This is a genomic window from Shewanella sp. KJ2020, from assembly GCF_024197625.1.
GTDB lineage: Bacteria > Pseudomonadota > Gammaproteobacteria > Enterobacterales > Shewanellaceae > Shewanella.
In genome coordinates, this window is the sequence record NZ_JAKUKD010000033.1 from 12,460 (window position 1) to 27,073 (window position 14,614).

Annotated in this window: 12 protein-coding genes; 3 read left to right on the forward strand and 9 right to left on the reverse strand. The window is 45.3% G+C overall.

The window, feature by feature from the left end; all coding sequences use genetic code 11:
• Positions 1–33: 33 nt before the first annotated feature.
• Positions 34–1,488 (forward strand): methyl-accepting chemotaxis protein, encoded by a 1,455-nt coding sequence (locus MJO46_RS19615; RefSeq protein WP_253990767.1) that lies wholly within the window; start codon positions 34–36, stop codon positions 1,486–1,488.
• A gap of 239 nt (positions 1,489–1,727) precedes the next feature.
• Here the strand turns inward: MJO46_RS19615 and MJO46_RS19620 are convergent, their stop codons facing one another.
• Entirely contained in the window at positions 1,728–1,949 is a 222-nt protein-coding gene (locus MJO46_RS19620) for a hypothetical protein (protein WP_253990768.1), read from the reverse strand.
• 456 nt (positions 1,950–2,405) lie between these two features.
• Here MJO46_RS19620 and MJO46_RS19625 point away from each other — a divergent pair, with 456 nt between their 5' ends.
• Positions 2,406–2,915, forward strand: a complete 510-nt coding sequence (locus tag MJO46_RS19625) for a hypothetical protein (protein ID WP_253990769.1) — start codon at positions 2,406–2,408, stop codon at positions 2,913–2,915.
• A 33-nt stretch (positions 2,916–2,948) separates the two neighbouring features.
• Complete coding sequence (locus MJO46_RS19630) at positions 2,949–4,412, forward strand: hypothetical protein (protein ID WP_253990770.1); 1,464 nt, start codon at positions 2,949–2,951, stop codon at positions 4,410–4,412.
• Positions 4,413–5,073: 661 nt separating this feature from the next.
• Here MJO46_RS19630 and xthA read toward each other — a convergent pair.
• From xthA to MJO46_RS19670, 8 genes are all read right to left on the reverse strand, one after another.
• Positions 5,074–5,886 carry an exodeoxyribonuclease III gene (xthA, locus tag MJO46_RS19635; RefSeq protein ID WP_253990771.1) on the reverse strand — a complete coding sequence of 271 codons (813 nt, stop codon included), beginning with the start codon at positions 5,884–5,886 and terminating at the stop codon, positions 5,074–5,076.
• On the reverse strand, positions 5,886–6,185 hold the full coding sequence (locus MJO46_RS19640; protein ID WP_253990772.1) for a YciI family protein: 300 nt from the start codon (positions 6,183–6,185) through the stop codon (positions 5,886–5,888). The genes xthA and MJO46_RS19640 overlap by 1 nt, the downstream gene beginning before the upstream one ends.
• Positions 6,185–6,730, reverse strand: a complete 546-nt coding sequence (locus MJO46_RS19645; protein ID WP_198780374.1) for a septation protein A — start codon at positions 6,728–6,730, stop codon at positions 6,185–6,187. The genes MJO46_RS19640 and MJO46_RS19645 overlap by 1 nt, the downstream gene beginning before the upstream one ends.
• A 134-nt stretch (positions 6,731–6,864) precedes the next feature.
• Positions 6,865–7,977: an IucA/IucC family C-terminal-domain containing protein gene (locus MJO46_RS19650; RefSeq protein ID WP_253990773.1), complete on the reverse strand. Its 1,113-nt coding sequence runs from the start codon at positions 7,975–7,977 to the stop codon at positions 6,865–6,867.
• Positions 7,978–8,101: 124 nt separating this feature from the next.
• Complete coding sequence (locus MJO46_RS19655) at positions 8,102–10,327, reverse strand: TonB-dependent siderophore receptor (protein ID WP_253990774.1); 2,226 nt, start codon at positions 10,325–10,327, stop codon at positions 8,102–8,104.
• Positions 10,328–10,401: 74 nt separating this feature from the next.
• Positions 10,402–12,330 (reverse strand): IucA/IucC family siderophore biosynthesis protein, encoded by a 1,929-nt coding sequence (locus MJO46_RS19660; protein ID WP_253990775.1) that lies wholly within the window; start codon positions 12,328–12,330, stop codon positions 10,402–10,404.
• Between the two features lie 9 nt (positions 12,331–12,339).
• Positions 12,340–13,020 (reverse strand): GNAT family N-acetyltransferase, encoded by a 681-nt coding sequence (locus MJO46_RS19665; RefSeq protein WP_253990776.1) that lies wholly within the window; start codon positions 13,018–13,020, stop codon positions 12,340–12,342.
• Positions 13,020–14,537, reverse strand: a complete 1,518-nt coding sequence (locus tag MJO46_RS19670) for a SidA/IucD/PvdA family monooxygenase (protein WP_253990777.1) — start codon at positions 14,535–14,537, stop codon at positions 13,020–13,022. Before MJO46_RS19670 ends, MJO46_RS19665 begins: the two co-directional genes overlap by 1 nt.
• Positions 14,538–14,614 lie beyond the last annotated feature (77 nt).

The following is a 14,614-nucleotide window of genomic DNA, read 5'->3' on the forward strand; positions in this document are numbered from 1 at the left end:
CCAAATAGCATTTTGCTCTTAGGAATTATCAAGATGAAACAAATCCAGTTTCGCACCATTGATGCCATATTGATCAAATTCAGCCTTAACGGAAAGTTTTGGGTTGTTTGCTCTATGGTGGCGCTGATCACCGCTGCCGTGGCACTTGTTAACTACCAACATGCCCACCGTAATCTCGAAATAGCCTCCCTCGCACGGGTACAAGCAACCGTCGATACCTTCGCCCAAGTGGCCAGTTCCCAGCGGCTTGAGGGTGACGTTCTGACACAATTTGCCCGTGATAACGGGCTGACATTAATGCCACGCCAAGCAGAAGCCGAGCGTAAAGGCGATAATGTGACCGCTAGTGCAACTGTGGTCAGTGGCCAAGCGTTACAGCTTTCACAGAATGTTAAACAGTGGGAAAGCGAAGGGCGTAGCGATGCTAATTTGATGTTTTGGCTTGCCTTAGTTGGTCTTTTACCATTGTTTCAACTGAGCTATTGGATCTCCACCTCCCTCGGTGGCGGCCTGTGGGATATGTATATGGCGATTAAGCGCCTCGCCGATGGTGATTTGAGCTTTAGATTAAACTTTTTTGGTACTGACGACTTCAGCCTAATCGCCCGTGAGATTGACCGCTGCGCCGATAATATGAGCGAAATGGTATCGGCCATTGGTAAAAATGCACAAACCTTGTCGCTTGCATCCGATGAGTTTAATCAACAGGCGGCCACCAGTGATGAGCTGATCGGTTTCCAGCATCAATTCCTCGACTCAGTTGCCGTGGCGATGGCACAGATGACCTCGGCGATTGAAGAAGTTTCAGTTAACGCCAGTAACACCTCATTGCAGACCAAAGAAAACTCAACCCAAATGTCGGCCAGCCAAGGGCGAATTAGCCATACGGTGGACAGTATTGGCTTACTTTCGACTAAGATTGGCGCGGCGTTTTCGTCGGTTGAACAGTTGTCTAAGGATGCGGCGAGTATCGATGCTGTGGTGACGACCATTAATAGTATTTCCCAGCAAACCAACTTGTTAGCCTTAAATGCGGCCATTGAAGCGGCCCGTGCTGGCGAGCAGGGGCGTGGCTTTGCCGTGGTCGCCGATGAAGTGCGTACTCTTGCGGGCCGCACGCAGCAGGCCACGGTCGAGATTCAAGCCATGATCGAAGGCTTACAGTCTGGCACGAGTCGATTATCAAGCATTACCATGGAGATAGTCGAACAAGCGGATGAAGGTCGCAGTGCGATTATCGCTGTAGGTGACGATGTTCAAGGTATGGCGCAGTCGGTGAATGCGGTATTTGATATGAGCAGCCAAATTGCCGCCTCGGCGGAAGAGCAGAGTGTCGCCGCTCGCGACATTGCCGGACAATTGAATGAAATCCGCCATCAGTCTGAAACTATCAAACAAACGGCAAGACGCAGTGTGACCTTGGCGAATGATCTGCACCATGCTTCGGTCGGGTTAGATGGCATTTTAAAGCAGTACCGCACGAGCTAATGTTCACTTTCAATGTGAGTCGTCAGCATTGCCTGTTTTCAGCGTGGGTAGTTGAGCAATAACGCCCGATACTGAGTCTCATACTAAGCATTAGCGTATTATCTGAAAATGGCGGAAATCTTAGATTTCCGCCATTTCAATCTCGAAATACCTCAAAGCAGATAATTGAGTTGCTTAGCATTCATTGTCACTATTTCCCCAATATCACGATCTCCTTTTATGACTTAAATGTCCCTATTTTAGAGGGTCACTGGTGCAACAATGCCAATCTTAACTAACCCTATCGCTGATCGTTTAGCTAAAAAGTAATGCACAAAGCAAGATAACTTTGTTGTCAGTTGTGCTGTATTTATTGTCATTGTTCCCCCTGTGACTCGCCATAAACTCGTCCCTGAGGGCTCGACGACGGCATCCATGCCGCCAACGGTCACAGTTGCAACAATGCCAATTTTAACTAACACTTCTGCTGTTCGTTTAGCTAAAAAAATATTGCCCCTAAGCTGGCTAGCATTCATTTAGTGAATTGAAAACTGACGAATGAATTGCCGTGCAAAATCTCATATATTTACCAAATGTTTGGCCCTATCGTAAAGCGACTAACAATATATGGGTATACAGTCGTATTTAAATTTAGATGCTGTTGAGTGTTTTTAAACTCATTAGTTTGCGCGTTTATCCAGCCTAAAATTTATAAAACCCTTAAAAATCATCCATATAAGCTTTCCCAAAATTAGTTAATAGGTTTGGAAAAACGCGCATGCGCGTTTTTCCGGATGGTGTATTAGATAAAAAGCTGATAAGTTCTTTGCATACAGGTAGTTAAGTGTGCGCGCTTTCACTGGTCTAATGAGGTAAACAGCGCAGCGCATAAATACTAAGACGTTAGGTGAATTGGTAATATCGTACCAGAGGTATTTGTGAAAATTGAATATGATGTAGAGCTTTATAAAGAAATGGCAAACTTCAAGGTCAATGAGCTTGTTCAAGTTTCAAATAGAAAGGGACAAAGAAGTACAATTCAAATCACTAATATCACGAGACTATCATGGCAACAATTGCAGTTACTTGTTTCTAGTGGTGCTGATAGGTTTAGTAAAATGGTGTACTTGTATCGGGAATATTCATCAAGAAAAGACGTTTCTGAATCTGTAATTAAAGGCAAACCACTTTCAAAAAACGAAAGTGATGAGATAAATGAATACATTAGAATATTTCGTGACCATGATTTAACCAAACATCACGAAGTAAACGATATAATTACTGAAAGAAATGATTGGGATAAATTCAAAACAATTCGATCTTTAAATGACCACGGGAAACATAAAGATATTCCTGGCATCCAACCTCATTATTTCGAGGTTGTTTGCAATATTTTAAAAATATCAGGGGAAGGTGGCTTGTCTCTTGATGCTTATAAAAAGTATTAACTTTCTTATAAATGACCCAAAAGGAGATTGCTAGTGAATGCAGAGGATGTAAAAACAACAGTTAATATGATCGAAGAATTTATAACTAAAATTGAAAAACTAGGTTTTAGTGCTGAAAAATTTGAAGATGGAAATATAAAGATTGGCCTAGAGTGTTGTCCTTTCTGGCATATCATCCTGCATGATCTTGATGATGAACGAATGTTGCCATATTTTTATCTGCGTAAAAGGCGAATTGAAGAAGTTACCGACCTTCACGATATGATTCCAACCGTTTTAACCACGATTACAAAATGCAATGGCCATGGCTCTTTTCGCTTTCTTGGGCAACATAATGAGTTTAGCGGAATAGATGATGAACTTTATGGGATGTATTGGTTTCCTTCACAGCCACTGAATGAGCGAATAAGGAAAAAAAGTAAGCAGGACTTTGATTCTCTGTTTGGGATATTGTTTGATCTTTATATTTTTCATATGTATCAAGGGGACATACTTGGTGCAAATGACTCAGACGAAGACGACTTCTCGTATGATTCACCAGAACTTCAATCTTGGGTTAACTCTATTGTTAAAGCAATTGGTGATAATGAATCTCATGTATCAAACCTCCGTAAAAACCCAGACTGGCTTTATTTCAGAAGTTTCTCAGCTGGCTTCTCTGTTTGCAAAAGTCCACACATAGCAAAAACCTTGAAAGGCTTTATAACTAAAAATAGTAATAAAATTAGTAAGATTGATGGTGTTGAATCAACTATTGAGATTCACAATGATATGTATAACACAATCCCTCATGAAGAAACGTGTTTTGTAAAAACAATTCTAGAATCCATCGGTGATGCATCAAATATTGAAGTTGTACCACAAGAGAATCATTTGGTATTTATTACTGACTCACATGTAGTAATGAAGTATACGAATAGTGGTTTAGATTCCGTCAATTCAGAAAAAGAGCTCATAAGGGCTCGGCAACAACATGAAATAGAATTACTTTTTGGTAGCCAGAAATTTGAGTGGAACATATCTGACCGGAAGAAAAGTGCTGAATTTGAAGATTTGATTCTTGAACTTCTGAACAGAGAAGCTTGGGTTTTTTCTGTCAAAAAAGTAGCTCCAACTAATCAGGGGGATAATGGTCGCGATCTAATATGTGAATACAATATGTTACACAACGAGTACCAAGTATCGAAAGATGTAAGTTCTATACAAATCGGAAAAATGATTGTTCAATGTAAAACGAATCTAAGTACATCCAAGAAGTCGTCTGTTGGTAAAGCTGATGTTGATGTAGCTAATACCATTTTCGACTATCGACCCGATGGTTATATGCTAGTAGTAAGCACTCAAATAACTAGAGATCTAACGGAAATGCTCGAGAGGCAAAAAGCTCGTAAGGAACAGAATTCAATTGTTTGGTGGAACTCATTTGATGTAGAAGAGCGACTAAGAAAACACCCTGATATTCTAGCAAGGTACAATAATTTAGTTACTTACGCATAATTCACCTAACAAGCTGTTAAACAAGGATAAAAAACAGTTGGTTTTGCTCCTTCGTCGCTAATTTTAACCAACTATTTTTTGCCTGTTAACAGGGCGTTATCCATAGAAATTTTAATCCGAAACTGACGAGTTAGAGCAAAGGGGCTATCACGATTTTGTCCCGAAACGTGCTGAGTACTTATTTAAAACTTACAGGCTTCGCCGATGCTAAACAGGTGAGCCATGGTGATTTGCGAGACGACCGTCCGCCCTATGGCCGCTCTTTGGCGTCCATGCCATCGCGGCATTTGTGAATCCTTTCACATCAGATGGAGCGGTCGAGATCTAAGGATGGACTTGAACAACGTCCCTGTTTAACTGCCAGTTCGCCATCTGATAGGCAGGACGCCTGAATGTCGTGCAATGCAGGGATGCATGAGAACGACCATGGCTCTCGTTCATAAGCTCAGAACCCTTAGGTTTCTATTCACCGCGTCGATGAGTGAATGCCATGGCTCACGATTAACCTGTGGCTGAAGCTAAGCTCACAACTTTTCTGCGATGTATGCTGTTCATTTTTAACTTACTTGTGCCAATATCATTCTGCTTAAGTCACTCTCAAACAAAAACATCGGCCTAAGCCGATGTTTTATATCTACTAAGATGGTCGAACCTTAGCTGATTAAGCCTCTTTGAACGTGCTCCAGATGGGGGCGTGGTCTGAGGGTTTATCTATGCCGCGCAGATCGTAATCGACATCGGATTCAACTAAACGCGCTGCCAGTGAAGGCGTCGCTAAAATCACATCGATACGTAGGCCGCGGTTGTCATCGAAACCTTTGCTGCGGTAATCAAACCATGAATAGCGCTCGGTGCGGTCTGGGTGTAATTGGCGGAAAGTGTCAATTAAGCCCCAATCCTGCAAGGTTTTTAACCATTCACGCTCTTCAGGTTGGAAGCTACACTTACCGGTTTTTAACCAACGCTTGCGATTCACTTCGCCGATACCTATATCTAAATCGGTCGGCGAAATATTGATATCACCTATGATGGCGATATCTTCGTCATTGCTATGGTATGTCTGCAAGTAGTGCATTAAATCCTGATAAAACTTACGTTTAGCAGGATATTTTGTTGGGTGATCTATGCTTTCGCCCTGGGGAAAATAGCCGTTAAATACGGTCAATGGACGGCCATTGGCTTGGGCAAATGTGCCGATAATCATCCGGCGCTGGGCATCTTCATCATCGCTTGGAAAACCCTTTTGCAGTTTCTCTGGCGCGACCTTTGACAGCATAGCTACACCATAGTGGGCTTTGCCGCCATGGTAATGTACCTGATATCCCATAGCTTCGACTTCGGCTAATGGGAATGCCTCATCGTGCACTTTGGTTTCTTGTAGGCCGATAATATCGGGCTGATGGCTGTCGATCAAGGCTTGCAGTTGGTGCAAACGAGAGCGTAGCCCATTGATATTAAAAGAAACGATTTTCATCAAGGCAGAACTCGTTTGAATGGTTTAACAACAACACTGTGGTAAACACCCGCAGCAAAGTAAGGATCCGCATCGGCCCAAGCTTGGGCGGTCGCTAGAGAATCAAAATCCGCCACCACTAATGAGCCACTAAAGCCTGCATCGCCAGGATTTTCACTGTCGATAGCTGGATGTGGGCCAGCAACCAGTAAACGCCCTTCATCGGCCAATTCTTGTAAGCGTGCGAGGTGTGCTGGGCGCGCGGCTAAACGCTTTTCTAAACTGTTCTCAACATCTTGAGCTGAAATCATATACCACATTATTTGAGTTCCTTGCGTTGATCTTCGGGAAGGTGTTTATAAAGGTAAAATACCGTTATTACAGTATTGAGTAAGGTTAAGGCGGTGAGGCCAAACACTTTAAAATTCACCCAAGTTTCTAACGGTAAGCTAAAGGCGACGTAGATATTCACTAGGCCGCAGATGGCAAAAAAGCTCACCCAATACCAAGTCACATGGGCCCAAATATTGTCCGCCACTTGCATTTCTTTACCTAACATCGACTTAAGTATCGACTTATTCAGAATTTGGCTAACGGCTAAGGCTATGGCAAATAAAGCATAAATAATGGTGACTTTCCATTTAATAAAAGCATCGTCGTGGAAGACTAAGGTGAGAGTACCAAACACTGTCACCATGGCAAAGGTGATCAGGTGCATCTTCTCTAGCTTTTTGTATAGCGCATAGGTCACGATCAATTGCAGTGCCGTTGCGGCGATCAAGGCACCACTGGCAATATAAATATCAAAAAATTTATAAACGGCAAAAAAGATAACGAGTGGCAGAAAATCAAGCAGTTGTTTCATAAATAATCGTGATAAAGAGACGTGGACCTGAGTGTAGCACGCGAGACTAGAGGGAAAAAGCCATCATAGGCATCGATTGCGATCTTGCCCGTGAAACCCGTCTAATCTTGATGTTAAGTAGTGGTTCCAAATTGCTAAGCCCGCATTTTTTCTTTGGTGCGTTGCATAAGAGGGCAATCCTGGCATTGGCCCGTATTGGCGAGTTGATACCTTAAACAGCAGGTACGGCGAATGCAGTGGATTTTGGGACTCGATTTTGAGCTCGTTTTTACGCTTGAGTCTTTGCTCGAATTTGCACTGCTTTGCTCTGGTTCGATAAGCAAGTTAATGCTGTTATACAGCGGATTTGTGCGGCCATCTTGAAAGGTCGGCTGACGAAACAGGGCTTGTTTCAGTTGCTGGCTTTGTTGCTGAGATAATCCTAACTCCCCAAGATACCAGTGAATAAGATAGCCTAAGTGGCTCCAATATAACTTGGCGGGCACAGGGCTTAGGGTGAGCAGGCGCTCAACACTCGGTTGCAGTAAGTTTAAGATAAGTCCTTGTAGAAGGAGTTCTTTATTAAATGTCGGCTTATAGGGGCTTAATGGTGAGTGTGCCTTAGTGTCTGTATTGATACTCGGCTTAGTGTTTATTTGGGAAAGTAGCTCGATGCCATGATGTTTTTTAAACGTCACAGCGGTATTTGGCTGACGATTGACTATGTTAAATTCAAATTTTGCCACTCTGCCACTGGGGTGTACTTGCATAAAAATGGATTGTGGCTGCCAATGAATAGGCTCGAATGTGGCTTTGGGGGCGTTAAAAATCCATTCCATTATAGGTGGAACTAAGAGGCCGAAATACCATTGGCCCCAGAGTGAATGCAATGCTTTGCGAGTGTCTTTGTTGCTGGCTACAGCGTTTTTACTAGCCGCAGCGCTTTTAGTGACCACAGCGCTTTTACTGGAAAAAGCGGGCGCTCGGCTGGTTACCGCTCTTTTACTAACCTCGGTTTCAGCCTGAGTTTCGGCGCTAGGATGTGCGATGGCAAAACGCGTTAGCAGTGTTTGATAGGTATCGGCGCTGCTCCATTCATCGAAACTGAGCCCTGTGGGTGACTGAGTTGCACTAAAGTACTCGCTATAGAAGGGCGCTCGCTTATGTAACAACTGATTGAGCGTCAACATGGTTTGATTCAATGCGTCTTGGCTTGGCGAGGTATCGCGCAATGGTTGCAGTCTGCTGTCTCTCCGTTGGCTTGCCATTGTCACTCCTTATAGGATTGTGATTGGTTCCCGCTGTTATTGCTAAATCCAATATAAATGAGGACCTTGTGAGCCCATGACGTGGGCTCACAAGGTTTTCTAACTATCTCAATAAAAGTCTGACTTAGAAGCGATAGTCCAAGGTTAAGCTGGCACTTCGCGGCGTACCGTATTGGAACTGGCTATATTGACCGACTTGGCTGTAGTAGCTTTTATCTAAGGCGTTGTTCAGGTTTGCGCTGAGCTTAAGTTGCTCGGTAAAGGCATAACTCGCCATTAGACTCGCTAGTGCGTAAGAGCCTTGCTCTACTTCGACTTTGCCAAGTGGCGAATTAACCGTTTGGTAGACTCGGCTCTGCCAGTTAACCCCTGCTCCCATTTGCAACTTATGCCAATCACCGCCAAAGGTATAAGTGGTGAAGAGTTTTAACTGCTGGCGTGGTGAAGTGGTATTGATGCGTTTGCCCTCAGGATCTTCGCTAGTGAACTGGGTGTAGCCTAAGTAAAGATTCCAGTCATCAGTGATTTTACCTGTGGATTCAAACTCAAATCCCTGTGTTTTTGTTCCGTTTACGCCTTCATACACTTGCGTTGTTGTTCCTGGGATCACATCACCAGTGCTGACTCCGACATTGTCTTGTCTGATCTCAAATACTGATAGTGACATATCTAAAGCCTCATCAAACAGGCTCGCCTTAATCCCGCCTTCGTAGTTTTTCCCTTTGACTGGATCTAGGTAGCTTTTATCGATTCTTTGTTTAGTTTGTGGTGCAAAAATATCCGTATAACTGGCGTAGAGCGAATATTGCTCGGTGAGGGCGTAGGTGAGGCCGAAGTAAGTGGTGAGTTCGTTGCTGATACTGAAATCGTAAAGACTGCCAAAGTTATCTTGGTCGGTTTCCCACTCATTGAGGCGTAATCCAACGAGGACGGCTAAGGCGTCGCTGAGATTAAGCTGAGTCGCCACATAGGCAGCGCTCTGTTTGGTTTCGCCAAATGAACCTGTGGTATAGGTTTCTTTCCACTGAGGTTTTGGATATTGGAAGTTCGGATCGCGAAAATCTCCCAGTGGTGGTACTGCCGCAGTGGGATAATAGTAGGGATTGGCGAACTCTTGGCGTTGGCCATTCCAGCCAAACATCAATTGATGTTCTAATCCAAAGAGTTGGTATTGTCCTTCGGCGCGCAAATCCACATTGTGTTGGGTGCGACTACCGTCGACATAGGCGATAGAGCCTGCTGTTGCGCCTATATTCGTTACAGGATCGGGATAGCCCGTGGCCCATAGCACATCGAACTCCAACGAGTTGTCGCCATAGGTGTAAGTGCCTTTTAGGTTCCAACCGTTATCTAATCTGTGTTCTAGACTGGCAAAGGTATTGAGGCCTTGGGTATGCGCCGAGCCCCAATCAGGCGCCGTTGAAGTGGCGCGATCATAATTAGTGCGACTGCCATCGCTGTAAAATAGCGGTAAGCCGCCCGACATAGTGCCGCTCGGTGTGGCATCTTGGTAATCGACCCCTAGGGTGAATAAGGTGCTATCGCCAATATCTGTTTCGACTATGCCGTATAGCGTAGTGCGCTGCTGCTCGTATCTGTCTTGAAACGAATCTTTATCCTGATAGGCGGCCACCGCGCGACCGCGCACAGAACCCGAATCATTTAAGCCGCTGGAAACATCGACCATACCGCGCACATTATTCCATGAGCCCACACTTAGGGATGTGTTGCCCATAAACTCTTGAGTCGGGCGTTTACGGATAAGGTTAATGGCCGCCGAGGGATTACCCGCACCTGTCATTAAACCTGTTGCGCCGCGTACCACCTTTACTCGCTCGTAGATGGCAGTGTCGATCAGATTATCCCCATAGTTAAAGCGGGTGTCGTAGGTGGTGGGTACGCCATCGTACAAAATGCTGGTCACTGCAATGCCGCGGGCACTAATACTGTATCTGTCGTTATCCATAGGGCGGGCATTGATCCCCGCAACGCTGGTCATGGCATCAATCACGCTATTAAGCTGTTGATCGTTCATCATCTGGCGGGTGATAGATGTGACCGACTGCGGCGTTTCTAGATAGGATAAATCGAGCCCAGTTGCCGTGTTCATCGCTTGGGTTTTATAGCGATTGTCGTGTAAATCCTTAGCGCCAATGACATTGATGACTTCAATTTCTTTCTGGTGTTTTTTAGTCTTATTATCCGCATCGACAGTGTCCGCTGTGGCATGGGGAACCGTGGCTAATATGGCTGAGCACAGCAATAGCTTCGGGTTAACGAGGGCTTGCCGACAGACGAGTGCGATGTTGGAGAGAGGAAAAGTCTTCATAATGTTGATCTTTAATTCCATTTAGGTTGGGGTTAAACAAGCTGGGCCAATATTGGCCCATGCTAAAATTTCGGGTTTATCCACTTTGTGGTGGGTTAACGTGTCTTTTGCTCAGCGCTGCCAAGCTTTGGGCGCTTAAAGGCATGGCTTTGTCTAAAGGCCGCCAAGGGGTTATCGATACCACCGGCGAAGCGCAGGTTTTTCTCCCTGTCGGCGAGATCTATCATTTGTTGATTATTATTCAATTGGATACGATTGAGGCAGGTGCGTACAAAGCTGTCCTTAAACAGATCGTATTGGGCAAATTTGGCGGCCAAATGTGGATGCTGGGCTTGGTAATCACGTACATTGTCCGCCACTAATTCCCAGAATTGGCTTTCACTGACGCTGGTTTGCTCATCGAGCAGCGGTGCTAAATAGCGGAAAATACAGTCAAAAATATCCAGTAAGATGTAGTTAAGCTTCATCTCTTCTTCAAGGCTTACCGCCAGGCGTTTGACATCATCAGGTAGCGGCGAAGCGCCATTGAGTACCGCGACTTCTTCGCCTATGTCTTTCATCAAAATCTTGACTGGCACATATTCATCGAGCACTAAAATCAGGTTTTCACCATGGGGCATAAAGACTAGATCGTAGGCAAAAAAGGCATGTAACAGCGGCGATAAATACAGGTTTAAGTAGCGACTGACCCAATCCTTTGCAGGTAAGCCAGAGGCAGCAATTAAGGCTGCAATCAGCGCTTTATCTTCATGATCCGTGTGCAGTAGGGCAGCCATGGTCATCAGATTTTGCTTAGGCTCAATGTGCGGCAGTGGGCTTTCGCGCCACAGTGCCGAGAGCATTTTTTTGTAGGCGCTATCTTGGGTGAGTGCCTGTTCGTAATAATGGTGGTGGTAACCTATGGCGGCAATTTCCTTTAGGATCACAAAGCCTTGCTGAGTAAAGTAAGGATCGCTCTCAACCAAGTTCGCCACCCACGCATTAATTTGCGGTGTGCAGCTCATGTAAAGGGGCGATAGACCACGCATAAAGCCCATATTTAGGATAGAAAGCGCGGTTTTGACGTAGCACTTTTGCGGCGATGCAAGATTGAAGAAAGTGCGTATCGATTGCTGCACTTGGTATTGCTCATTGCCTTCACCAAGATAAACCAGATCGCCACGAGCTATGTCGCCGGCAAAGACACGGGCGATTTTTTCACGCCACTGCCAAGGATGCACAGGCATAAAGTAGAAGTCCTGTGGATCATGCTGCTGGGTTTTAAGACGTTGTTGGAAGTCAGTGAACTGCTGGCCAAGCTCTTCCTTGAGTAACGCGTCGTGACTCAAGTTTTCGAGGGCGGCAAACGTGGTTTTGCTCTTGCGCACCCCAAGCCAGACTAACTGCATTGGCATCGCGCTTTCTGGCGCAAATTGACGGTAATCCTGCATATCGAAGCCAATCCGACCGTTATTGGCAATAAACACCGGATGGCCTTCAGTCATACCCGCTTCTATGCTCTGATAATCGGCTCGCGCCAGCGTGGCGGCGGGGATTGCCTGATGCGCTAACTTGTACGCCTTGCTATAAAGCGTGCTAGTGATTTCCTCTAAATAGGTAGGCAGTAAAGCTTCGCTGATCCCTAAGTCATTTTTAAGGGAAATAATCAGCGACATCGCATCGAGGGTTTGTTCTTTGCCCGCGTTAGAAACGCGGATGGAATCTGCATCAATCGCGAGATGATCGAGCTGATAGTGCCGCGCACTAAAATAGTAAGTGCTGTCTTTGAGCCGCAGTTCATAGTGATTAAGCCCCGCTTTTTGCCCGTAAAGAGTCGGTGTGATGAGCTTCTCATGGGTGAATTCGCAGAGGATTTTCTTCACTAAATGCCGATTCGCCGCTTGCCAATAGGCGGGGGTTAAATGCTCTGGCATAGACGTCGAGGTTGACGATAGCGCTGGGCCTTGTTGAGCATGTACTGATTGATCATGATGATCTTGCGTTGGCAATGGATTTATTAATAAGGCTTTTGTGGGTAAGTTCATCTAATTCACCTAAAGAATCGATAATGTTATGGGAGAGGTTGCGGGTGCTTTGAACGAGCTTGGCAGCAATGAGCTTGTCTGGGCTAAGCCCGTCGAAGAGGGCGGGTTTGATGCCAGCTGGCGATCGGCCGCAGTGCAAAATCCGAGGTAAGCGGCTTTAGTACTTAATTGAATCGCTTTTTCATAGCGAATGCCCACTCGGCTATTTAAGCGATGAATTTTGCCATTGAGTTGATCGGGTTCAACCACAAGGCGGTTAAAGGCCAATTTTTCAAGCACAAGCTTAGCTATCGCATCCATCACTTTGAAAGATAAGCCGCTGATTGGGCAGCCATCGGGCGGCGCAATAATTAAGTGCATACCGCAATCCCCCGGCGCAACAGGATAGTGGTGGCCGACTTCATCGTGGGCGGGATCGTAGAGTTCCACCATAAATAGCGCTTTGCCCTGCCATTCACCTATCAAGGCAAACTTGTGCTGCGTGGCTGCCATAAGGTTCTCTATGGCGGCGAGACTCAAGCCTTGCATACCCCAAAACTGCGCATACTCTTGGTTAAACCAAGACGGCAGTGTTGGTGTGTCTTGCTTAAGATCTAACGCTCTGAACTGGAAATCATTGATGCTTGTAATAGCCGATAGCTGTGTTAAATCTAGCCGCGTTAAACAATGGTCACTAAATTGACTCGCCATTATTGCGCCTCCTTATTCGGCGCCATCAAGACTGACATATGGGGCCCCGCACCTGAACTCGTGCCTGCACTAATACTTGAAGTCGGCATTTGGGTTGGGTACAGACTTTGAGGCGCATCAGCAGTATTTGTGTGATCTGAGACCTTAGTGAAGTTTTTAGGATTAAGATTCAATGTATTGATTGCATTGGCGCCGCAGGGCTGATGACTGGATAATTTAGAAGGATCGAAGGTTTGAAAGGCGATATGTTCTTCAATATGGTAGGGCGCATAACCAAGCACGGCCTTTAAGATAATACCGTTGCGATAACAGCCCATACCCAGATCCGGTGAACTTATCCCATGGGTATGCAAACCGACATTCTGGACAAAAATATCCCCACGAATATCTATGCTGTAGTCGCGCTGCACGCTAAGTTGTCCGGCGTCATCGAATTCGACTTGTTGCTTAATACCATTGATAAACTCGGGTAAACGATAGTGGTAGCCTGTGCCTAAAATGACGGCGCCCGTTTCTTGCTCAAAAGTGTGATTTTTTTCATTGTGGTGGAAATGCAACTTGAGCCTATTGGCTTGGGGCTCGATATGAGTCAGCGCCGCATTTGTCATCAGTTGGCATTGAAAATCGGCCAATAGGCGCTTTTGGTATAACAAGTCGTAAATGTCGTTGATAAGCTCAGTATTTATCCCTTTGTAGAGCTGTTTCTGGCTGGCGATCAGTGAGCATCTTTGATGTGGGAGCAACTCGTGGAAGTAATCGACATAATCCGGCGAAGTCATCTCTAAAGTAAGCTTGGTATATTCCAAGGGGTAAAAACGTGGTGATCGCGTCATCCAATTGAGTTGATAGCCATAGGTATCAATGTCTTGCAGTAGGTCGTAAAACACTTCTGCCGCACTTTGGCCACTGCCAATCACTGTGATGGCATTCTGACTCTGCAAGTAGGTTTTTTGCTGCATATAGCTGGCGGTATGCATGACCCGTGCATCTTGGATTGGGCAATCCTTTGGCAGATAAGGTTCTGTTCCTGTGCCTAACACTAGCTTTCGGCATTGATAGGTATGGGTTTTACCACTGCGTCTATCAAAACCAGTGACGCGATAAATCCCTTCACCGGCGTTGTAATTGACTTGAGTGACCTTAAAACCAAATTTAAGGTTACTGAGTTGTTGGCTCACCCATTGGCAGTACAAGTTGTATTCGTGGCGGGGTAAAAAGAAATTTTCTCGAATATAAAAGGGATAGAGTCTACCCGTCTGTTTGGCAAAATTAAGGTAACTGTAACGGCTGGTGGGATCGGCCATAGTCACCAGATCCGACATAAAGGGGGTTTGCAGTCTTGAGGATTTGAGTAGCATGCCTGGATGCCAATCGAAGCTGGTTTTAGCATCTAAAAATAAACAGTTAAAGTCGTCGATAGGTTCTGATAGGGCGGCTAGGCCAAGATTGAACGGACCAATGCCTATGCCAAGTAGATCAAAGATTTCGCGATCCATTTCCCTTTGTAGTGTAGTCACTTACGCCTCCTTTGGTTCTATTGTGCTAAGTAGAACTTTTCCTGTGATAGTCGAGTGATAAGCGAGAATTTAGTGGA